Here is a 20,848-nt window from a genome sequence, read left to right on the forward strand (position 1 = left end):
CCGAGAATCGGACATGTCCTTCGGACAGGGAATGATGTCGGGCCGCTCGGCGCTGACACCGCACGTGACGACCCTCGAACTCGACTCCCGGACCGGCCGCCTGTCGCGGCGTGCGGCCTTTCGTGTCGTCGCCGTCGTGTACTTCACCATCATGGCGTCGAGCAGTGCGCCGTCGCCGCTCTACCCGCTGTACCGGGAGGAATGGGGGTTCGGCGCGTCGGTCCTGACGGTCGTGTTCGCCGTGTACGCGCTGGCGCTGCTCGTGTCGCTGCTGGTGGTCGGTGGGCTGTCCGACCACATCGGGCGCAAGCCGGTGGTGTTCGCCTCGATCGGTCTGCTGGTGGTGTCCCTGATCGTGTTCGCGGTCGCCGACGGGGTGGGGTGGTTGATCGCGGCTCGGGTCCTGCAGGGCGTCGCGGCCGGTGCTGCCACCGGCGCGTTGACGGCGGCGATCACCGACCTCTCGCCGACGCCACGCAGCGGTCCATTGGTGAACAGCCTGGCTCCCGCGATCGGACTCGCCGGCGGCGGCATGGGGGCGGGTCTGCTGGTGCAGTTCGCGCCCTGGCCGACCACGACGGTGTACGTCCTGCTGATCGCGGCGCTGCTCGCACTGGCAGGCGCGATGGTCGCCGTGCCCGAGTCCGCCGTCGCCGCGGGCTTCACCGACCGGCGACACCTCCGCCGGAGTCTGACCCCGACGGTGTCGTTGCCCGCGTCCATCCGGTCGGCCTTCTGGGCGGTCATGCCGTCGTTGGTGGCCACGTGGTCGCTCGGCGGATTCCACCTCTCGCTGGGGCCGTCGATCATGCGGTCGGAGTTCGGGCTGACCGGCGCCGTCGCGGCGGGACTCGACATCTTCACCCTGTTCACGGCCGGGGCAGCGGGTGCCGCGGTGGCGTCGCGCCTGGTGACCGACGCGGCGCGGGGTCGTCGGGTGATGGCCGTCGGCGCGCTCGTGCTCGTGGTCGGGGTCGGCCTCGACCTGATGGGCCTCGCCACGGGGACCGCGGCCGTCTACTTCGCCGGGACCGCCGTGTCCGGACTCGGCTGGGGTGCCGCGTTTCTCGGCGCGATGCGGGTGATCGGCGCGATCGCGCCTCCCGACGATCGCGCGGGCGTCTTCTCGACGACGTACGTGCTGAGCTACCTCGCGTTCGGCCTCCCGGCCGTGATCGCCGGGTTCGTCGTCGGGGTGGTCGGGTTGTCGGTGACCGCGACGGTGTACGGCGGGTACGTCATCGCGTGCGCTCTCGGGTCGGTGGTGGCGACGCGGGTGTCCGCCCGGCGGGCCGGTCGGGACGTTCGCCCGCTCGGTCCGGACAGGCAGCCCGCCTGACCGATCGGGCAGGAGCGGGTCGGCCACCGGACGGTTCTGCGGCGTAACGCTTCTCGCGGTCTCGCGCAGCACGCAGGGTGATGGCAGTCACACCGACTGCCGACCCCCGAGGAGACCTCCGATGGCCATCGAGTTGAACCAGATCTGGGACTTTCCCATCAAGGAGTTCCACCCGTTCCCCCGTGCCCTGATGGGTGTGGGCGCCCACGACATCATCGGGGTGGAGGCGAAGAACCTGGGGTTCAAGCGCGCCCTGCTGGTGACCACCGGACTCCGCGGGTCCGGCATCATCGAGGAGCTCATCGGCAAGATCGAGTACCAGGGTGTCGAGGTGGTCCTCTTCGACAAGGTGGAGTCGAACCCCAAGGACTACAACGTCATGGACGCCGCGGCCCTGTATCAGAAGGAGAAGTGCGACAGCATTATCTCCGTCGGCGGCGGCTCGAGCCACGACGCCGCGAAGGGCGCCCGCGTGGTCATCGCTCACGACGGCCGCAACATCAACGAGTTCGAGGGCTTCGCCAAGTCCACCAACAAGCAGAACCCGCCCCACATCGCCGTGTCCACCACGGCGGGAACGGGTTCCGAGACGTCGTGGGCCTACGTCATCACCGACACCTCCGACATGGACAAGCCGCACAAGTGGGTGGCGTTCGACGAGGCGTCGATCGTCACCGTCGCGATCGACGATCCGCTGCTGTACTACACCTGCCCCCAGCACTTCACGGCGTACTGCGGATTCGACGTTCTCGCCCACGGCAGCGAGCCGTTCGTCTCGCGTCTCGACTTCGCACCGTCGCTGGGCAATGCGCTGTACTCGGTGGAGCTGGTGGCCAAGAACCTCCGCGAGGCCGTGTACGAGCCGCGCAATCTGAAGGCCCGCGAGGGAATGATGAATGCGCAGTACATCGCCGGCCAGGCCTTCAACTCCGGCGGTCTCGGCATCGTGCACTCGATCTCGCACGCTGTCAGTGCGTTCTTCGACAGCCACCACGGACTCAACAACGCCATCGCCCTGCCGCGGGTGTGGGAGTACAACCTGCCGTCCCGCTACGAGCGGTACGCCCAGCTGGCCGGCGCGATGGGTGTCGACACGCGGAACATGACCACGGTGCAGGCGGCGGACGCCGCCGTGGAGGCCGCGATCCGGCTGTCGCAGGACGTCGGCATCCCCGACAACTTCTCGCAGGTCACCACCCGGCTCTACGACAAGAACCGGATGAACACCGGCAAGTACACCGGCCGGGGCGAGGTGATCACCGGGGACGAGAAGACGGTGCTGGCGATCTCCGAGCACATCCAGGACGACTGGTGCACCCCGGGCAATCCCCGTGAGGTGACGGTGGATTCGATGATCCCGGTCGTCGACCACGCCATCAACTCCGCCTACCGGCGCTGATCGGAGGCCACGAGATGACGACGGTCGGATCCTTCGCGCGGCAGCGGGAGAGCGCGGATCTCACGACGACGGCGGGCGTGCGGGAGGCGCTGGCGACGACGGGCTACGTCGCGAGCGACGAACTCGCCACGGTGGTGCGCCTCGCGATCGCGCTCGACCGCCCGCTGCTGCTCGAGGGTCCGGCCGGCGTCGGCAAGACGGAACTGGCGAAGGCGCTCGCGGAGGCGGGTGGACGACGACTGGTGCGGTTGCAGTGCTACGAGGGCCTCGACGACAACCGCGCGCTGTACGAGTGGGACTACGCGCGGCAGTTGCTGCACGTGCAGATGCTGCGGGACCGGACGAGCGCCGAGCTCGCGTCGGCGCCGGACCTGGCCGCCGCGTCGGCGATGCTGGCGAACGTGGACTTCGGGTTGTACTCGGAGGCGTTCCTCGCCCCGCGACCTCTGCTCGACGCGATCCTGTCCGAGGACCCGGTGGTGCTGCTGGTCGACGAGGTGGACCGCACCGAGGAGTCGATGGAGGCGCTGCTGCTCGAGGTGCTGGCCGAGAAGCAGGTGACGGTACCGGAGGTGGGGACCTTCACCGCGCGCACGGCTCCGTGGGTCGTGTTGACGTCCAACGACACTCGGGAACTGTCGGGCGCTCTCAAGCGGCGGTGTCTGCATCTGACCGTCGACTTCCCGACGGCGGAGATCGAGCGCGAGATCGTGTCGTCCCGCGCGCCCGACGTGGAGGAGGGTGTCATCGCCGACGTGGTGGATCTGGCGCGGTCGCTGCGTGATCTGCCGCTGCGGAAGGCGCCCTCGGTGTCCGAGGTGATCGATGCGGCCCGCGCGGCGATGCTCCTCGGCGACACCGCATCCGCGGCGACTCGGGAGACGCTGTACTCGGTCCTGCTGAAGTACGCCTCGGACACCGAGCTGGTGCGGGCGCGAGCGACTGCGCCCGCAGCGCCCCCGGCGCCGGAGCGGACGGTGGTGCCGAGCATCGCGAGTGCGCCGCCGAATTCGACGACGGCCGCGTTCCGGGGTCGGGGCGGACGGTCGTGACCCACCCCGCCGCCCCGGCGCCCGCCGTCGTGCTCGACGTGGTCGCCGCCGGCTTCGGACGGGTGCTGCGGCGCCACGGGGTCGCGGCGTCACCGGCCGAGGTGATCGAGGTCCGGCGAGTGCTGGGGTTGCTCGGCGCGCGTGATCTCGGCGCGCTCCGGTGGGCCCTGCGGGCGACGTGCGCGAAGTACTCCCACGAGCGTGCGGCGTTCGATCGAGCCTTCGACGAGATGTTCGCCCCCGCGGTCACGCTCGTCGACGCCGATGCCCGGCCGCCGTCCGGTGCGGTCACCGCGGACGGGTTGCCGACGTCGCTGGAGGTGGCGGGGGACCACGCCGACGTCGGCCGCTACGCCGACTACAACGAGCGGGCCGCCGACGTCGGGGACTTCTTCGACACCCCCGAGAAGGAGAAGGGATTCAACCCGCACAAGGACGACGACGATCTCTCGCTCACGGGCGCCGACTCCGAGGTCTCCGTGGACACCGACGCAGAATCCGGCCGGCGGGGCGTGACGTACACGGTGGAGGTCGATCGGGGCGACAGCGCGACCGTCGGTGAGCTCGCGTCGTCGGACGCCGTGGTCGCGCACGGCGTGCTGCGGTGGGACGACCCGGCGGGAATCCTGGGATGGCTGAACGCCTACGACCCGTCGACCGTGTACGGCGACGCCGGACCCGGCGAGGAACTCACGCGTGCGCAACTCGATCGGCTGGCGGCGGCGGTGGAGGCGTTCGTCGACGCCGTCGCTCAGCAGGACGTCGACGCTCCCTCGTCGACGGGAGAGCCGGGGGTGCCCACCGACCGCGCGGACGTCGCCGCGGCGTCCCGCGAGGTGGTGCGGCGCATGCGGGGCGCGCCTCGGCCGCGTCCCCGCGAGCACGGCGCGGGTCGACTCGATCTGCGGCGAACGGTGCGGGCGGGCATGCGGACCGACGGGGTGCCGTTCCGTCTGATCTCGCGGACCCCGGTCCCGGAGCAGGTCAGGCTGCTCGTGCTGGCGGACGTGTCGCTGTCGGTCCGGCCGATCACGGCGTTCGCGCTGCGCCTCGCGCAGTCTCTGCGCCACCGCGTGTCCCGGTGCACGGTGCTCGCCTTCGTCGATCGGCCCGTGGACGTCACCGACGTGCTCGCGAGCAGCACCGGCGACGACGCCCTGGCCGCGGTGCTCGCTGCGCCGGAGCTCGACCTCGAGGCGTCGAGCGACTACGGACGCGTCTTCGCCGACGTGCTCGCGCACCACGGGTCCGCGGTGACGTCCCGGACCTCGGTGGTGATCGTCGGGGACGGTCGGTGCAACGGTCTGCCGTCCGGTGTCCGCGACCTCGAGACCATCGCCCGGCGCACGCACCGGCTGGCGTGGATCACGCCGGAGGCCGAGCGGTACTGGTCGCAGGCGACGTGTTCGATGGAGGAGTACGCCGAGGTCTGCGACGGTGTGGTGGTGGCCTGCGACGCCCGCCGGCTGGTGGAGCGGGCGGCCGATCTGGGATCCGCGCTGCGGTGATCGACCTGCCCGATCGGGCAGGGGAAACCGGACTCTCCGGACGTAAGCTGGATCACATGCTCGGCACGACGGACGTCTCCACCGGCCCGACCCCGGCGACCTCGCTCTCCCGCGTCACGGGCGACGGCGCGGGTCGGGTGGTCAAGTTCCACGCACCGGAGATCGTGTTCGGGGTCGGGTCGACGGGGGAGGTCGCGCACGCCGTGACGCGGCTGGGCGGCCGGCGGCCGTTCCTGGTCACCGACGTCGGACTGGTCGCGACGGGATGGGTGGACGAGATCGCGCGGGATCTGCGGTCGGCGGGGCTCGATCCCGTCGTGTGGTCCGAGCCGACGCCGAATCCCAAGGACCACGAGATCGAGGCGGGCGTCGACGTCTACCGCGACCGCGGCTGCGACGTCCTCGTCGCGGTCGGGGGCGGCAGCGTGATGGACGCGGCCAAGGGCGTGGCGATCCTCGCGGCGAACGACGGGCGCATTCTCGACTACGAGGGTGTGGACCGGGTGGCCGCGCCCATTCCCCCGCTCGTCATGGTGCCCACCACCGCAGGAACCGGTGCGGACGTCTCCCAGTTCTGCATCGTCACCGACACCGGCCGCGGCACCAAGATCACGATTCTCGGTCGCTCGCTGGTGCCCGACATTACGGTGATCGACCCGCGGTTGCTCACCACGATGCCGGAATGGCTCAGTGCTGCAACCGGTCTCGACGCGCTCACGCACGGGATCGAAGCGTTCGTCTCATTGGCGCACAACCCTCTCACCGACGACCACGCTCTTCGGGCGGTCACGTTGGTGATCGGCACGCTCGCGCGCACCATCGACGATCCCACCTCGCTGCCCATGCGCACCGTCATGGCCCAGGCCAGCCTGGAGGGCGGATTGGCCTTCACCAACGCGATTCTCGGTGCGGCTCATGCCATGTCCCACCAGGTCGGCGGTCTGTTGGACCTGCCGCACGGTGTCATCAACGGGATCCTGTTGCCGCACGTGATCCGGTTCAACGCCGACGCCGACGGCTCGCCCTACGTTCCGGTGGCGCGGCAGCTCGGTCTCGACGAGGCGCGGGGGAGTGCGCGCGAGGCGGCGCTGGCGGTCGCCGATCGGGTGGAGACGTTGGCCCGTCAGGTCGGTGTGCCGCGGTCGCTCGGAACCATCGGCGTCCGCGAGGAGGACGTCGACCGTCTCGCCGGCTTCGCGCTGCGGGACGCGTGCATGGCGACCAATCCGCGTCCGGTCACCCACGCCGACGTCGCGGCGTTGTTCCGGCAGGCGTTGTGAGACCGGCGCTGCGTTCGGTGAGGCCTGCGGCGCTGTGACCGGTGCCGAGCCCGTCACCGATCTGTCCCTGCTCACCGGGCTCAGATCGTCGAAAAGCACGTACTACCCGCAGTATCGGGGCGCCGCGGAACGGCTCGAGCGCGTCGTGCACGCTCTCGATCTCGTCTCGCGGGCGCTGACCCGCACCGTGGAGGGGCCGGAGACGTTGATCTGCGCGGTCGCCGAAGCGGCACGGGCGCATCTGAACGCCCGCTGGGTGGTGGTCGCGCTGACCGACGCGTCGTTGCCGGGCACCGGGCCTCGTCGACTCGTCCTCGGGCCGGACGCGAGCCCGTTCCTGGTGGGCGAGGTGGAGGGCCCGCCGTTGCCCGACGACGTGCTTGCATGCCTCGAGGACGTCCGCAGCGCCCGCTTCGCCGCGGAGCAGGTGATCGAACCGCATTACGCGTTCGTGCCGATCGAGTCCGTCGACGGCGCCGTCGGTGCGCTCGCCGCGTGGACCGATCCGCGGCGCACGTTGGACGCGACCGACGGCGCCGTGCTCGGCATCCTGGCGTCGCAAACGGCAGTGGCACTGCAGAACTCGGCCACCTTCCAGGACGCGCGACGGACCGCGGCCGATCTCGCCGTGCGCAACGCCGAACTCGAGGCCACGCAGCGTCGCCTCGGGGCGGCCCATCGGCATCAGGTGCTCGACGAGGAGCGGCATCGCATCGCGCGCGAGCTGCACGACAGCGTGACCCAGGCGGTGCTCTCGGCGGGGATGCAGATCGAGGTGTGCCGCAACGACATTCCCGAGTCCGAACGACGCGAGCGACTCGATCTGGCGAAGGACCTGACCCGCCGTGCGGTCGAGCAGTTGCGCTCCGCCATCTACTCGCTGGGCCATGCGGGCGATGCGGAACGATCGTCGTTGCCCGACATGCTCGATCAACTCAGCGTCGTGCACATGCCCGACGAGTTGCAGGTCGTCGTCGACATCGACGGAACACCGGAGGAACTGCCGGGCGACGTCGAGCACGCGATCCTGCGGATCGCCGGCGAGGCCCTGTTCAACGCGGCGGTGCATTCCGACGCGTCGCACGCCGCCCTGGACCTGCGGTACCGGCGGGGCACGGTGACGCTCGTCGTGTCCGACGACGGTGACGGTGACCCTGCCACCGTGCGCACCGCCATGCGTCTCGCCGAGTCGGGCGATCTCGGCGGCGCCCACCGCGGACTGGTCAACATGGCTACGCGCGCACGGGAACTCGGCGGTCACCTCGACGTCGGGCGCTCACGGCTTGGCGGAATCGAGGTCGCCGCCACCATCCCGACGGGAGGACAGCGATGACGGGAGCACGGCGATGACGGGCATCATGCTGGTCGACGACCACGCCATTCTGCGGCAGGGACTGCGGTCGGTGCTCGAGCGGGAACCCGACCTGCAGGTCGTGGGCGAGGCCGCCTCGGCTCGGGAGGCGTTGGCCCTGGCGGACCGATTGGTGCCCGAGGTGGCGTTGCTCGACCTCAAGCTGTCCGCCGGCTCGGACCACGAGGGTCTCGCCGTCTGCCGCGCACTGTCGGCGCGCCACCCGACGATGGGCCTGCTGGTGCTGACGACGTTCCTGGACGAACGCCTGGTGGTCGACGCCGTGCACGCCGGCGCGCGCGGATACGTGGTCAAGGACGTCGACACCACCGAGCTCGTGCGGGCCATCCGCGCGGTGGCGCGCGGCGAATCCGCGTTCGACGCGCGGAGCGCCTCGGCCGTGGTGCGATCGCTCAACGGCACGGGGGTGCGCGAGGATTCGCTGTCCGAGCGGGAACTCGAGGTGCTGCGGTTGCTCGCGACCGGACTGTCCAACAGCGCCATCGGGTCGGAGCTGTTCATCTCCGCCACCACCGTGAAGTTCCACGTCAGCAACATCATGCGCAAGCTGGGTGCGACCCGGCGCGCGGAAGCCGTACACCTCGCCGGGAAGGGTGGGTTGATCTAGCCGTCCCGGTTTCCGGTCGTTGTCGTGGCGGGTGTCGGTGGGGGCCACTACAATCGAACACATGAGCGATCGGGGGGTCGGCGCGGTGGGCGCGGCGCAGGTGGGCAGTGTGCCGTGGCCTGAGCGTGATCACGCCGCGGTGGGTCTGCCGGTGTCGTTCGACTTGCCGGTGGTCGGGCACCTCGACGCCCTGGCGGATCTCGCTGCGGGAGCGGGCTATCTGGAGTGGCGCCGCTACCGGCACGCCGCCGCCCTCCACACCGAACTGGTGGTGCCGGAGGAAGACCACGACGAGCGGGCGGTCGATGCGTACGCCCAGTGCGCCGCCCGCATCGCCACCGCCCTGTCGGTCTCGCAGTACGTCGCCGACGACTCCTCGACAACGCCGTCGCCCTCCTCGACCGGCTGCCGCGGGTGTTCGAGTGCCTGCGCGACGGAGTGGTCTCCCCGACTTTCATTCGCACCATCGTCTCCCGCACCGAACTGATCCACGGCCGCCCGTATCAGGAGCTGGTGGACGCCGACATCGCCGCGGCGTTGCGGAAGCCGGGGTCGTGGTCGACGGCGCGGGTGCGGGATCTGTGCGATCAGATGGTCTACCGCCGTGATCCCGACGCCGTCCGCGAACGACGGGAGGAAGCACTGAAAGGGCGGTGCTTCTTCACCGAGGCCGGTCTCGATGGGATGGGGACGGTGGGGGCGACGATGTCCGCCGAACGCGCCGCCATCGTCGCTCGTGTCGTCGAGAGACTGGCGTCGCAGGTCTGCAAGCACGACAGTCGCAGCATGGGTGCGCGGGCGTCGGATGCGTTGTTCGCGTTGGTCAAGCACGCCCCGTTCGGCTGCGACTGCGGTCGCCCGGAGTGTGCGTTCACGGTGGTCGATGCGGACGAGGTGGCGGCGACCGCGGCACGAATCGTGATCCACGTGGTCACCGACACCACCACCCTCACCGGACCCGTCCCCGCGAACACGGCGGCGCACCCGCAGGCGCAGAACGTGGAGACGACGGCAGTCGCGGCAGATCAGGGCGGCGCCGACGAGGTCACCGTGGAAGAGGTCGTGGTCGACGAGGCTGCAGCCGTTGCCGTAGAGCCCGAGGCGGTCCCGGTCGACGAGGCAGCAGCCGTTGCCGTAGAGCCTGAGGCGGTCCCGGTCGACGAGGCAGCGGTCGGGGAGGCTGCGGCGGAGCCCAAGCCCGACCTGATCGACGGCGTCGGGTACGTCGCCGGGCTCGGCATCATCTCCGGAGCCCACGTCCGCGACCTCGCCACCGACCCCGACGCGATCATCCGCCCGTTGGGCGACGGCACCGACACCCCACTGCCCGCGACCCAACCCGCCGACCCGTACCGACCCTCAGCCGCGCTCGATGCGTACGTTCGCGCCCGAGACCGGTACTGCACCTGGCCCGGCTGCAACACCCCCGCCTGGGACGGCGACCTCGACCACATCACCGAATACGACCACCGCAAACCCGAGCGGGGCGGGCAGACCAGCGCGACCGGACTCGGCGCGAAATGCCGGTTCCACCACCTACTGAAAACGTTCGGCGACGTCGTCGACGACCAGTACGACGACCCCGACCACCCGGGCCGCATCATCCGCACGTTCACCATCCCGGAAGGCCGCACCGTCCTCGGCCCGGCGCACACCGGGTTCGACACCCACCCCGGACTCGACATGATCGTCTTCGGCGACCCACCCGCCACCGGCAGAACCGCACCACCGCGCACCCCGGCACCGGACGAGCCCGAACCCACCCGACCCGCCCCACGCACCGAGCAGAAACACGCCCGACGACGGCAGGAACGCAACCGAAACCGCCTCCGCAACAACCTCAACGGAGTCCGACCACCCGAACCCGACGACGCACCACCCCCGTTCTGACCGGGGTGGCGCCGCGTGGTCATCCAGGCGACGCAGCGTCCAGTACCGCCCACCCGCCATGGTGGGAGAACACCTCGTACGGCCGTCCGGAGCGGGCGGCGAGCGCGGTGACGGCGTCCGCGTCGAAGACTCGAACGTGACCGTGGCATGCCTGTGCCTCGTCCTCGTACGGCACCGCGATCACCACACGGCGTCGGGCGACGCGCAGTGCTTCGGCGACGATGCGGTCGCCGAGGTCGGCGTCGACGTGCTCGAGCAGGTGCAGCGCGGTCACGGTGTCGGCGGCGTCGTCGGGCACGGGGACGTCCGCTGCATCGCAGACGAGCGTCTCGACGTCGATGCCGAGGGGTGCTCGCATCGCGTCGAGCAGCCGCATCGTGCCGGCGTGGAGGTCGGTGGCGATCACCGGGACACCGCGGGCGGCGAGTCGCAGCGGAAAGAAGCCGAAGCAGGACCCCAGGTCCAGAACCGTTCCCTCGACCAGTGATTCGGCCACCTCGTGCACGGGCGCGAAGTCGGCCGTCCCGTCGAGGAGGTCGCGCAGGGACTGTCGGTAGTAGGTTGCCCAGGCGTCGATCGGATCGTCCACGGTCGAGCGCACCAGGCCGACCATGACGGCCTCGAACTCGTCTTGCCCGGCGCCGACCTCCGCGACCCCCGCGGTCACCTCCGCCACGAGCGACTCACGCAACCGGTCGGCAGGCAAGGTATGGGTGACCACCAGCCGGCCACCCACCCGTCGTACCGTCACCGACACCGCACCAGGCACCCCCGACTCCCGCATCACCGTGACCGTGCCGTGGGACCACACTCCCGGCGTGCCGGGGGCGAGGGAGTCGAACGGGGCGAGGGTCGGCATGCGCCGAGCGTAGGTCGCTGACGAGGCCGGCCGGGCCGGATGCGCGCGAACCCTCGGGTGCGCCGGTGAGCTACCTACCCGATCGGGCGGTTCTGCACTGCCGCACCGGGTTCGCTTCACCGCGGACCGCCGCGAGGCGGGCCGCGACGGGCCTAGCGTCGTCGACCACGGGACGCACTCGACCGTCCCCTCCGTCCGTCCGAGAGGAAGTCCCATGACCGAGAAGAACACCGTCGCCACCACCGAGGACGACACCGCCCGTCCGTTGGTCCAGGAGTCGCTGGTCGAGGACGTGTCCATCGACGGCATGTGCGGCGTGTACTGATGACCGCCGCAGCGTCCCCGACGGCTCCCGCAGGGAGTCTGCTGACAGGTCGGTGGCAACTTGCCCCTCAGGTGGCCGTGCGCCCGGAGCCGTTCGGGGCGCTGCTGTACCACTTCGGCACCCGGCGGCTGTCCTTCCTCAAGACCCGCGGCGTGCTGGCGGTCGTGCGGTCACTGCCCGAGCACCCCGACGTGAGGTCGGCACTGTCCGCGGCGGCGGTGCCGGACGACGCCGTTCCGCAGTATCTACACGCTCTGACCGCGCTCGCCGAGTCGTCGATGATCGTTCCGGCGCAGCAGGACTCGGTGCTTCAGGTCTCACCGAAGGAGGACCTCGCATGACCGCCACCCTGCCGGACCGTGTCGCCCTGGCGACGCCGACAGCCCCGTCAGCCCCGAAACCCGTGGGCCGACTGATCGACCGGTTCGAACTGGGACTCGATGCCCCCATCTGCCTGACGTGGGAGCTGACCTACGCCTGCAACCTCTCGTGCGTGCACTGCCTGTCGTCCTCCGGCCGGCGCGATCCGCGCGAACTGTCGACGGAGCAGTGCAAGGCCGTCATCGACGAGTTGCAGCGCATGCAGGTCTTCTACGTCAACATCGGCGGCGGCGAACCCACCGTCCGCTCCGACTTCTGGGAACTCGTCGACTACGCCACCGACCACCAGGTGGGCGTGAAGTTCTCCACCAACGGCGTGCGGATCGACGAGACCGTCGCCGCGCGCCTTGCCGCGTCCGACTACGTCGACGTCCAGATCTCGCTCGACGGCGCCACCGCCGAGGTCAACGACGCGGTCCGCGGGCCGGGCTCGTTCGACATGGCGGTCCGGGCACTGCGCAATCTCAAGGACGCGGGCTTCCGGGACGCGAAGATCTCCGTCGTCGTCACCCGCCACAACGTCGCCCAGCTCGACGACTTCAAGGCCCTCGCCGACACGTACGACGCCACCCTGCGGATCACTCGCCTGCGCCCGTCGGGCCGCGGCGCCGACGTCTGGGACGACCTGCATCCCACCGCGGCGCAGCAACGCGAACTCTACGACTGGCTGGTCGCCAACGGGGAGGGCGTGCTCACCGGGGACTCGTTCTTCCACCTGTCCGCGTTCGGCGGCGCCCTGCCGGGCCTGAACCTGTGCGGCGCAGGCAGAGTGGTGTGCCTGATCGACCCGATCGGCGACGTCTACGCCTGCCCGTTCGCCATCCACGAGCAGTTCCTCGCCGGCAACGTCCTGCGCGACGCCACCGACACCCTCGGCGGCTTCCAGGCCGTCTGGCAGAACTCCGCGCTGTTCCGGGACCTGCGATCCCCGCAGACCGGTGGCGCGTGCAGCTCCTGCGCCCACTTCGACGCGTGCCGCGGCGGGTGCATGGCGGCGAAGTTCTTCACCGGGCTCCCGCTCGACGGCCCGGATCCAGAATGCGTGCAGGGCTACGGCGAATCCGCGCTCGCCGCCGATCGCGGCGAGATACCGAAGTCGTCCGTCGACCATTCCCGCAGCGGGAAGCGATCGACCCCCCGAGCCTCCGTCCCGCTGACGCTGTTGACGCGTCGGGACGGCGCCCCCGCCCTCGGGACGGCCGGAGGCCGGCCGCCGACAACACTGTGCGACGAGAACCCCCTCGCGGGGCTGTCGCGAGAGGAGCGTTCCCGATGAAGCGAATCCGATCTCCCTGGGCTCGGCCCGAGTGGATGGAGACCGTGGCCGAGGCCCAGCGGCGGGCGAAGAAGCGGTTGCCCCCGTCGGTCTACTCGGCGCTGATCGCCGGGTCCGAACGTGGCACGTCGTACGACGACAACCAGAGCGCGTTCGGCGAGTTGGGCTTCGCCCCCCGCGTCGCGGACCACGCCGCGACCCGTGATCTCGCGACCACGGTTCTGGGACAACAGCTCTCGATGCCGGTGATCATCTCGCCGACGGGGGTGCAGGCGGTGCACCCGGACGGCGAGGTGGCCGTCGCCCGCGCCGCCGCGGCTCGCGGCGTTCCCATGGGACTGTCGTCGTTCGCCTCGAAGCCGATCGAGGACGTTACCGCCGTCCACGGTCAGACGTTGTTCCAGGTCTACTGGTTGGGCAGTCGCGCCGACATGGTCGCGCGCCTCGATCGTGCCCGCGCCGCCGGCGCCGTCGGGGTGATCCTGACGCTGGACTGGTCCTTCTCCTACGGTCGGGACTGGGGCAGCCCCGCGATTCCGGAGCGGATGAACCTCGCCGCGATGGTGAAGTTCGCGCCCGAGGGTTTGCGTCGCCCGGCGTGGTTGCTCGATTTCGCACGCAGCGGCCGCATCCCCGATCTGACGACGCCCAACATCGTTCCGCCGGGTGCGCCGCAGACGCCGACGTTCTTCGGCGCCTACGGTATGTGGCAGCAGACGCCGCCGCCGACGTGGGAGGACATCGCCTGGTTGCGACGTCAGTGGGACGGGCCGTTCGTGCTCAAGGGCATCTCCCGCGTCGACGACGCGCAACGTGCCGTGGACGCCGGGTTCTCCGCGATCTCGGTGTCCAACCACGGTGGCAACAATCTCGACGGCACGCCGGCCGCGATCAGGATGCTGCCCGCGATCGCCGAGGCCGTCGGCGACGAGATCGAGGTGCTGCTCGACGGCGGGATCCGGCGAGGCAGCGACGTCGTCAAGGCCGTCGCGCTCGGTGCGCGCGCGGTGATGATCGGGCGCGCCTACCTGTGGGGTCTCGCCGCGGGCGGGCAGGCCGGCGTCGAGAACGTCCTCGACGTGCTGCGCATGGGTATGGACTCGACCCTGCTCGGACTCGGCAAGGCGTCGGTCCACGATCTGTCGCCGGCCGACGTCGTCGTCCCGGACGGGTTCACGCGCACCCTCGGTGTCGATCCGGCGCGAACCCTGACCGCCGTCGCGATGCCTTAGCGGGGCGGGGTGAGACGATGGGCCGGTGACCGATCGCACCGGGCCCGTCGTCCGCCTCGCCCCCATGGACGCGGATCGCCTGCCTGCCTGGATCGAGGCGGGCAAGGCGGACTACCGCGCCGACCGCATCAGAGCGGGCGAACCGGTGGACCGCGCCACGGACGAGGCCGAGCAGACCTATGCCGCGTGGTTCGCACACGGCGAACCCGCCCCCGACCACCTGGTGCGCGACGTCGTGTGGGACCAGGCCGTCGTCGGGTCGCTGTGGGTCGGGCCGCAGAGCATCGGACGCACCGACGAGTGGTGGGTGTGGAACGTCGAGATCGCCGAGGAGTACCGCGGCCGCGGGTTCGGTCGACGTGCCATGGAGCTCGCCGAGGACCTGGTGCGCGAGCACGGAGCAACGTCGTTGGGCCTGAACGTCTTCGGCTTCAACACGGCGGCGCGGCGACTGTACGAGTCGCTGGGGTACGACGTCGCGGCCGTCCGGATGAGCAAGCCGCTGGACGCGGAGCGGCCCGGCATGACAGAGCCGCAGGCATGACGGAGCAGGGGCAGGAGGACCCACGACCCGACGCGGCCCTGCCCGCCGACCCGCGTGAACTCCGGGATGCCTTCACCCGCTTCATGATGTCGTACCGCTTCGGGCTCGACGAGTTGCTGACCAAGATCAACATCCTCCGCGACGAGTTCGCCCACCTGCACAGTTACAACCCCATCGAGCACGTCTCGTCCCGGCTGAAGACGCCGGAATCGTTGGTGCAGAAGGCCGTGCGCAAGAACGTCCCGCTGACCTTCGACGGAGTCCGCGAGAACATCGTCGACATCGCCGGCGTGCGCATCAACTGCAGCTTCGTCGCCGACACCTACACCGTGAAGGACATGCTCGTCGGGCGGGACGACGTGCGGGTGGTCGACTACGAGGACTACATCGCGAACCCGAAACCCAACGGCTACCGCAGTCTTCACCTCACGGTGGAGATTCCGGTCTCGCTGTCCGACCGCGTGCAGCGGGTCCCGGTCGAGGTGCAGATCCGCACCATGGCGATGGACTTCTGGGCCAGCCTGGAGCACAAGATCTTCTACAAGTACGACGGCGAGGTCCCGACTCGACTGCGGACCGAGCTGCGCGACGCCGCCATCGCCGCGTACCGCCTGGACGTCACCATGGAGCGTCTGCACACGGAGGTGACGGCGCTCGACGCCGAGCGGACGCCGCGGACGGACATCGTGGACGTCGGAGCCCTCGAGGGCGTCTTTCTCCGATCGCTGCTCGGGGACGGCGGGCGGTGACCTCGCTCGGCGAGCGGGTCTGGACGGACGTGCCCGGCGGAACCGTCGCGGTGCCCGTCGGATCGGTGGAACAGCACGGGCCGCACCTGCCGCTCGACACCGACACCCGCATCGCGGCGGCGGTCGCCGAGGCCGTCACCGAGACGGTGGGAGGCGGTCTCGTGGCCCCCGCGATCACCTACGGCGCCAGCGGAGAGCACGAAGGGTTTCGGGGCACGGTGTCGATCGGACTCGACGTGCTCACCTCCCTCGTGGTCGAGTACGGACGGTCGGCGTTCCGGTGGGCCGAGCGGGTGGTGTTCGTGAACGGCCACGGCGGCAACGGCAGCGCGCTGCGCGACGCCGTGACACTGCTGCGCCACGAGGGGCGCGACGCCGCGTGGTTTCAGTGCGCGGTCCCGGGCGCCGACGCGCACGCCGGTCGGACCGAGACCTCGCTGCTCCTGCATCTCGATCCCCGGTCGGTCCGGGTCGACGCGGCCGAAGCGGGGGTGACGGATCCGGTGTCGAACCTCATGGACCGCTTGAGAGTCGAGGGGGTGGCGGGTGTCTCGCCCACCGGTGTCCTGGGCGATCCGACGGGCGCGAACGCCGCGGAGGGTGAGCGCCTTCTCACCGATCTGCGGCACCGCTTCCGAGTGTCCGTCGATCGGTGGACACCCGACGACCGCGCCGTGCTGCGCTGATTCCGATCACGGCTCCCGATGTCGAGGGAGCTATGACAAATCCCGATCCGGTTGCTTACGATGACCCGATGCGTGACGGTCGACTACCCGACGGATTCGGCGTCCGGATCGACCCGAGGGTGCGCTCGCTGTCCGGTGGTCGCGTTCTGATCGGCGGATCGCCGCCGCGCATGGTCACGTTGGCACCCGAGGCCGCGGCGATGATCGGCGACGGATTCCTGCGGGTGAGCGATCCCGATTCCGCCGTCGTCGCCCGTCGCCTGCTCGACTCCGGTGTCGCCAATCCTCGCCCGATGTCCGTCCCCTCCGCCGCCGACGTCACGGTGGTGGTGCCGGTCAAGGACAACCGTGACGGGCTCCACCGGCTGCTGAAGTCGCTGCGGGGACTGCGCGTCGTCGTGGTCGACGACGGGTCGTCGGTGCCGATCGAGGTGCCCGCCGGGTTCGGCGACGATCCGGCCGCCCCGTCGGTCACCGTGGTGCGGCACGAGTCGGCCCGCGGCCCGGCCGCGGCCCGCAACACGGGACTGGGCGCGGCCGGCACCGATTTCGTGGCATTCCTCGACTCCGACGTGGTGCCCCGGAAGGGGTGGCTCGAGGTGGTGCTGAGCCATTTCTCCGACCCGTCGGTGGGGCTGGTGGCGCCGCGCATCGTCGCGCTCGAACCGGAGGGCAGCGCGCTCGCTCGCTACGAGCATGCCCGGTCCTCGCTCGACCTCGGCCGGCGGGAGGGACCGGTTCGTGCCGGTGGTCCCGTGTCCTACGTGCCGAGCGCCGCCGTCGTGGTGCGCCGACGGGCCGTGCACGAGTGCGGCGGATTCGATCCCGACATGCACGTCGCCGAAGACGTCGATCTGTGCTGGCGCCTGCAGGACGCGGGGTGGCGGTTGCGGTACGAGCCGGTGGCGCGGGTGGCCCACGATCACCGCGTGACATTGCGAGAGTGGTTCGCGCGCAAGCTCTTCTACGGTACGGGTGCGGTGTCCCTGGCTGCTCGACACGAGGGCAAGGTGCCCCCGGTCGTGATGTCCGTCCCCACCCTCGCAGCATTGCTGATGACGGCCACGGGCACCCGAACCGGCCTGCTCGGCGCCGTGATCACCATGGCCGTGACCATCGGCCGGCTGCGACGGGTGTTCGCCGATCTCGATCACCCCACCCGCCTGGCCGCGGTCTTCGCGGCGCGTGGATTCGTCGGCGGCGCCTGGCAGCTGGCGTCCGCAGTGGTGCGCCACTACTGGCCGATCACCCTGCTCGCCATCCTTCTCTCCCGACGCATCCGGCGTCTCGCCGTGGCGATCGCGCTCGCGGAGGGTCTGCGCGACTGGGCGTCCCATCGTGAGCCCGGGGGACTGGGCCCGGTGTCCTACGTGACCTACAAGCGTCTCGACGACGTCGCCTACGGCACCGGACTCTGGCTCGGCGCGGTGACCGAGCGAGACCACCGCCCTCTGATGCCCAAGCTCGTCGGGTAGTTCGCGTGCCGGACGTCGTCGTGGTCGGCGGCGGAAGCGCGGGATGCGTTGCCGCAGCGGGGTTCGCCCGCGCCGGCGCGTCGGTGATGCTGCTCGAAGCGGGGCCCGGTTCCACCGCGATGCTCTCCGACGCGCGGCGTCTTCCGATCGGGCCGTCGTCGCTGTACGTCGACCCGATCACGACGCGGGTGGACGGCGTTCGCGACGTCGTCGGGACTCGCGGCCGGGTGCTCGGCGGGTCCGGTGCGGTGAACGGCGCGTACTTCGTTCGTGCCCCCCTCGCGGACTTCGCGCGGTGGCCGCAGGATCGGTGGTCGGCCGACGTCGTCGCCGAGGGGTTCCGCCGCATCGAGACCGACCTCGACCTGGGCGACCGCCCCGGGCACGGAACGGACGGGCCGATGCCGGTCTCGCGTGCCGTCGTCGCCCCGGTGGCGGAGGCGTTCCGTCGGGCCGCGACGGCCGCCGGTCACCGGGACCTCGACGACCTGAACGCGACCGACGCCGGCGACGGGGTGGGCGCGGTCCCGTCGAACGTCGCCGGTGGTCGGCGGGTGTCCGCGGCGGAGGCGTTCCTGGCACCTGTCGCCGGCATCGTCGAGGTGCGCGGCGAGGCGATGGTGGCGCGGGTGGACGTGGTCGCGGGTCGCGTCGTCGGGGTGTCGGGTCGGGATGCGCACGGCGAGTTCGCGGTTGGCGCGGACCGCGTGATCCTCGCCGCCGGTACGGTGCGGACCGCCGCCCTGTTGATGCACTCCGGCATCGGCCCGCGAGAGACACTGCGCGCTATCGGAGTCGACGTCGTCGTCGACCGGCCCGGAGTGGGCGTGGGGGTCGGCGATCACCCGGAGGTGGCGGTCGCCTATCGCCCGCGTCGGGTCGCCGAGACCTGGCGCACCCCGCTCGAGGTGGTACTGGAAGCGGGCCTGGTCGAATTACGCTGCTACTCGGCGTCGTTCGACCGACTGATTGAGGGAGTTCCGCCCGGTGATCCCGTGATCGGGGTGGCGGCGATGGTCGCCGAGCCCCTCGGGTCCGTCGTCCCGCTCTCCGCCGACCCGTTCGCCGCGCCGCGCGTCGACCATCCCGTTGCCGACGCCGACCGGCGTGCACTTGTCGACGGGGTGGCGCTGGCGCGCGATCTGCTCGGTCGGCCGGAGATGGCCGAGGTCGTCGATCACGTGACCACCGCCCCCGATGCGCCCCTGTCTCCGGGCGCCGCGCTGCACACCGTCGGCAGTGCGCGGATGGGAGCGGACGACGACCCGTTGGCGGTCGTCGACTCGTCCTGCCGGGTGTTGGGGGTGTCGGGACTGGCCGTGGTGGACGCGTCGATGTTCCCTGCGGTCCCGACGCGCGGGCCTCACGCCACGGTGATCATGGCCGCTCATCGGGCGACGGAGATGCTGGTCGCCGAGGCCGTCCGGTCGGCTGCCGTTCGACGAGAGCGATGAATCGGCATTGTGAGCTGAGTTACAGTAGGGGGGACACATCCCGGTCCGGAGAGGAGCGCACGTGACCAACCCGTGGGTCGCTGTTCGCCCCGGCGAGGACCCGACCGCCCTGGCCCGGACGGTGTCCCGCGCGCACGAGACCTTCCTCGAGCGTCCTACCGGGACGGACAGCTCGGTGCGGTCGGTCGTGCTGGAGTCGTGGCGTCGCAGCCGCACCATGGGCGTCGACCCGGATCGCGCCGCCGACGACGCCATGGACGCCGTGTCGCTCGAGCGGTACCGCGCCGAGCATCCGATGTCGCTCATCCGTCCTGTCGTCCGCAAGCTCCTCGTCGAGGACGCGGCCGACACCGGTCTACTCGTCGCCATCACCGACGCGTCGGGCCGGCTGCTGTGGGTGGAGGGCGACACCGTTGCCAAGGACCGGGCCCACGCGATGAACTTCGCCGAGGGCACCGACTGGAGCGAGAGCCGGATGGGGACCAACGCCCCCGGCACGGCCCTGGCCGTCGACCACTGCGTCCAGATCTTCGCGGCGGAACACTTCGCCCGGCCCGTCCAGGACTGGAGTTGCAGCGCCGCCCCCGTGCACGACCCGCTGACCGGCCGCATCCTCGGCGCCATCGACATCACCGGTGGTCCGCGGGTCGCGGTGCCGGAGGTACTGCAGTTGGTGCGCGCCACCGTCGCCGCCGCCGAGTCCGAACTGCGTCTGCGTCTGCTCGAGACACCCCGCCTCGACACCGCCGGGCCGCGGCTCGAGGTGCTCGGCACGCCCCGCCCCACCCTGGTGCGCGGCGCGGAACGGATCCCGCTGTCCGGCCGCCACGCCGAGATGCTGTTGCTTCTGCAGACCCACCCGCAGGGCCTCGGCGCCGACCACCTTGCGGTGCTGCTCGACGAGAACGATCTCGACTCGGTGACCGTCCGAGCCGAGATGTCCCGTCTGCGCAAGGTTTTCGGGGCCGACGGCCTCGCCTCGCGACCCTACCGACTGGTGGGGACGCTGACCTCCGACGTCGAGGACGTCCGCGCCGCCCTCGATCGCGGCGACGTCGAGACCGCGCTGCGGCTCTACACCGGTGCCGTGCTCCCGTCGTCGTACGCCCCCGGTATCGAGGAGATCCGCGACGAGCTGCGGGTGCGGATGCAGGCGGCGCTCCTGCGGTGCGGAGACCCGGTGCTCCTCGCGCGCTGGACGGCTTCCGTGCACGGACGCGACGACGCCCGGGCGATGGAGGCGTACCTGCACACCCTCGACCCGGCGTCGGCGCTCCACGCTCAGGTCGAGGCGCGCTTGCGGTTGCTCGGAGTCTGAGCCGTCACCCCCGCGGTTCCCAGCGCTGTGTCATCCGCGCGGTTCCCACCGCTGTGTCATCCGCGCGGTTCCCACCGCTGTGTCATCCGCGCGGTTCCCACC

Annotated in this window: 20 protein-coding genes; 19 read left to right on the top strand and 1 reads right to left on the bottom strand. The window is 70.9% G+C overall.

Going from position 1 to position 20,848, the window contains the following annotated elements; genetic code table 11:
• Positions 1 to 13 precede the first annotated feature (13 nt).
• The 9 genes from A3Q40_RS01955 to A3Q40_RS01995 all read left to right on the top strand — a co-directional run bounded on the left by A3Q40_RS01955 (position 14) and on the right by A3Q40_RS01995 (position 10,447).
• Complete coding sequence (locus A3Q40_RS01955) at positions 14 to 1,339, top strand: MFS transporter (protein WP_235606396.1); 1,326 nt, start codon at positions 14 to 16, stop codon at positions 1,337 to 1,339.
• A 121-nt stretch (positions 1,340 to 1,460) separates the two neighbouring features.
• Positions 1,461 to 2,738 carry an NDMA-dependent methanol dehydrogenase gene (gene mdo / locus A3Q40_RS01960; RefSeq protein ID WP_068099562.1) on the top strand — a complete coding sequence of 426 codons (1,278 nt, stop codon included), beginning with the start codon at positions 1,461 to 1,463 and terminating at the stop codon, positions 2,736 to 2,738.
• Positions 2,739 to 2,752: 14 nt separating this feature from the next.
• On the top strand, positions 2,753 to 3,790 hold the full coding sequence (locus A3Q40_RS01965; RefSeq protein ID WP_068099563.1) for a MadB family AAA-type ATPase: 1,038 nt from the start codon (positions 2,753 to 2,755) through the stop codon (positions 3,788 to 3,790).
• A complete protein-coding gene (gene madC / locus A3Q40_RS01970) occupies positions 3,787 to 5,298 on the top strand; it encodes a MadC family VWA domain-containing protein (RefSeq protein ID WP_068099564.1) in 1,512 nt (503 codons plus the stop codon). Before A3Q40_RS01965 ends, madC begins: the two co-directional genes overlap by 4 nt.
• Before the next feature lie 56 nt (positions 5,299 to 5,354).
• The gene (locus A3Q40_RS01975; protein ID WP_068104901.1) at positions 5,355 to 6,578 is read left to right on the top strand and encodes an iron-containing alcohol dehydrogenase; all 1,224 of its coding nucleotides are present in this window, start codon (positions 5,355 to 5,357) and stop codon (positions 6,576 to 6,578) included.
• Between the two features lie 34 nt (positions 6,579 to 6,612).
• Positions 6,613 to 7,911 (top strand): MadS family sensor histidine kinase, encoded by a 1,299-nt coding sequence (locus tag A3Q40_RS01980; protein WP_068099565.1) that lies wholly within the window; start codon positions 6,613 to 6,615, stop codon positions 7,909 to 7,911.
• Positions 7,912 to 7,924: 13 nt separating this feature from the next.
• Positions 7,925 to 8,557, top strand: a complete 633-nt coding sequence (locus A3Q40_RS01985; protein ID WP_068099566.1) for a MadR family response regulator transcription factor — start codon at positions 7,925 to 7,927, stop codon at positions 8,555 to 8,557.
• Positions 8,558 to 8,618: 61 nt separating this feature from the next.
• Complete coding sequence (locus A3Q40_RS20705; RefSeq protein WP_068099567.1) at positions 8,619 to 9,044, top strand: hypothetical protein; 426 nt, start codon at positions 8,619 to 8,621, stop codon at positions 9,042 to 9,044.
• Positions 8,972 to 10,447, top strand: a complete 1,476-nt coding sequence (locus tag A3Q40_RS01995) for an HNH endonuclease signature motif containing protein (RefSeq protein WP_235606397.1) — start codon at positions 8,972 to 8,974, stop codon at positions 10,445 to 10,447. The genes A3Q40_RS20705 and A3Q40_RS01995 overlap by 73 nt, the downstream gene beginning before the upstream one ends.
• A 19-nt stretch (positions 10,448 to 10,466) precedes the next feature.
• On the opposite strand, the gene mftM is transcribed toward A3Q40_RS01995, so the two are convergent.
• Positions 10,467 to 11,306 carry a mycofactocin oligosaccharide methyltransferase MftM gene (mftM, locus tag A3Q40_RS02000; RefSeq protein ID WP_068099569.1) on the bottom strand — a complete coding sequence of 280 codons (840 nt, stop codon included), beginning with the start codon at positions 11,304 to 11,306 and terminating at the stop codon, positions 10,467 to 10,469.
• Positions 11,307 to 11,520: 214 nt separating this feature from the next.
• Between mftM and mftA the strand changes: the two genes are divergently transcribed.
• The 10 genes from mftA (at position 11,521) to A3Q40_RS02050 (ending at position 20,746) form a co-directional block, all read left to right on the top strand.
• Entirely contained in the window at positions 11,521 to 11,631 is a 111-nt protein-coding gene (gene mftA / locus A3Q40_RS02005) for a mycofactocin precursor MftA (protein ID WP_068099570.1), read from the top strand.
• On the top strand, positions 11,631 to 11,972 hold the full coding sequence (gene mftB, locus A3Q40_RS02010; protein ID WP_068099571.1) for a mycofactocin biosynthesis chaperone MftB: 342 nt from the start codon (positions 11,631 to 11,633) through the stop codon (positions 11,970 to 11,972). The genes mftA and mftB overlap by 1 nt, the downstream gene beginning before the upstream one ends.
• A complete protein-coding gene (mftC, locus tag A3Q40_RS02015) occupies positions 11,969 to 13,288 on the top strand; it encodes a mycofactocin radical SAM maturase (protein WP_068099572.1) in 1,320 nt (439 codons plus the stop codon). The genes mftB and mftC overlap by 4 nt, the downstream gene beginning before the upstream one ends.
• Complete coding sequence (gene mftD / locus A3Q40_RS02020; RefSeq protein ID WP_068099573.1) at positions 13,285 to 14,520, top strand: pre-mycofactocin synthase MftD; 1,236 nt, start codon at positions 13,285 to 13,287, stop codon at positions 14,518 to 14,520. Before mftC ends, mftD begins: the two co-directional genes overlap by 4 nt.
• Positions 14,521 to 14,545: 25 nt before the next feature.
• Positions 14,546 to 15,064, top strand: coding sequence for a GNAT family N-acetyltransferase (locus tag A3Q40_RS02025; protein WP_068099574.1), 519 nt, complete (start codon positions 14,546 to 14,548; stop codon positions 15,062 to 15,064).
• On the top strand, positions 15,061 to 15,813 hold the full coding sequence (locus A3Q40_RS02030; protein WP_082833706.1) for a GTP pyrophosphokinase: 753 nt from the start codon (positions 15,061 to 15,063) through the stop codon (positions 15,811 to 15,813). Before A3Q40_RS02025 ends, A3Q40_RS02030 begins: the two co-directional genes overlap by 4 nt.
• Positions 15,810 to 16,499 carry a mycofactocin biosynthesis peptidyl-dipeptidase MftE gene (gene mftE / locus A3Q40_RS02035; RefSeq protein WP_068099575.1) on the top strand — a complete coding sequence of 230 codons (690 nt, stop codon included), beginning with the start codon at positions 15,810 to 15,812 and terminating at the stop codon, positions 16,497 to 16,499. Before A3Q40_RS02030 ends, mftE begins: the two co-directional genes overlap by 4 nt.
• 68 nt (positions 16,500 to 16,567) lie before the next feature.
• Positions 16,568 to 17,974, top strand: coding sequence for a mycofactocin biosynthesis glycosyltransferase MftF (gene mftF, locus A3Q40_RS02040; RefSeq protein ID WP_068099576.1), 1,407 nt, complete (start codon positions 16,568 to 16,570; stop codon positions 17,972 to 17,974).
• A gap of 5 nt (positions 17,975 to 17,979) precedes the next feature.
• Positions 17,980 to 19,428: a mycofactocin dehydrogenase MftG gene (gene mftG / locus A3Q40_RS02045; RefSeq protein WP_068099577.1), complete on the top strand. Its 1,449-nt coding sequence runs from the start codon at positions 17,980 to 17,982 to the stop codon at positions 19,426 to 19,428.
• A gap of 61 nt (positions 19,429 to 19,489) precedes the next feature.
• A complete protein-coding gene (locus A3Q40_RS02050; RefSeq protein ID WP_157889464.1) occupies positions 19,490 to 20,746 on the top strand; it encodes a transcriptional regulator in 1,257 nt (418 codons plus the stop codon).
• The last annotated feature ends 102 nt before the right edge of the window (positions 20,747 to 20,848 follow it).

The organism is Rhodococcus sp. PBTS 1, assembly GCF_001620025.1.
GTDB lineage: Bacteria > Actinomycetota > Actinomycetes > Mycobacteriales > Mycobacteriaceae > Rhodococcoides > Rhodococcoides kroppenstedtii.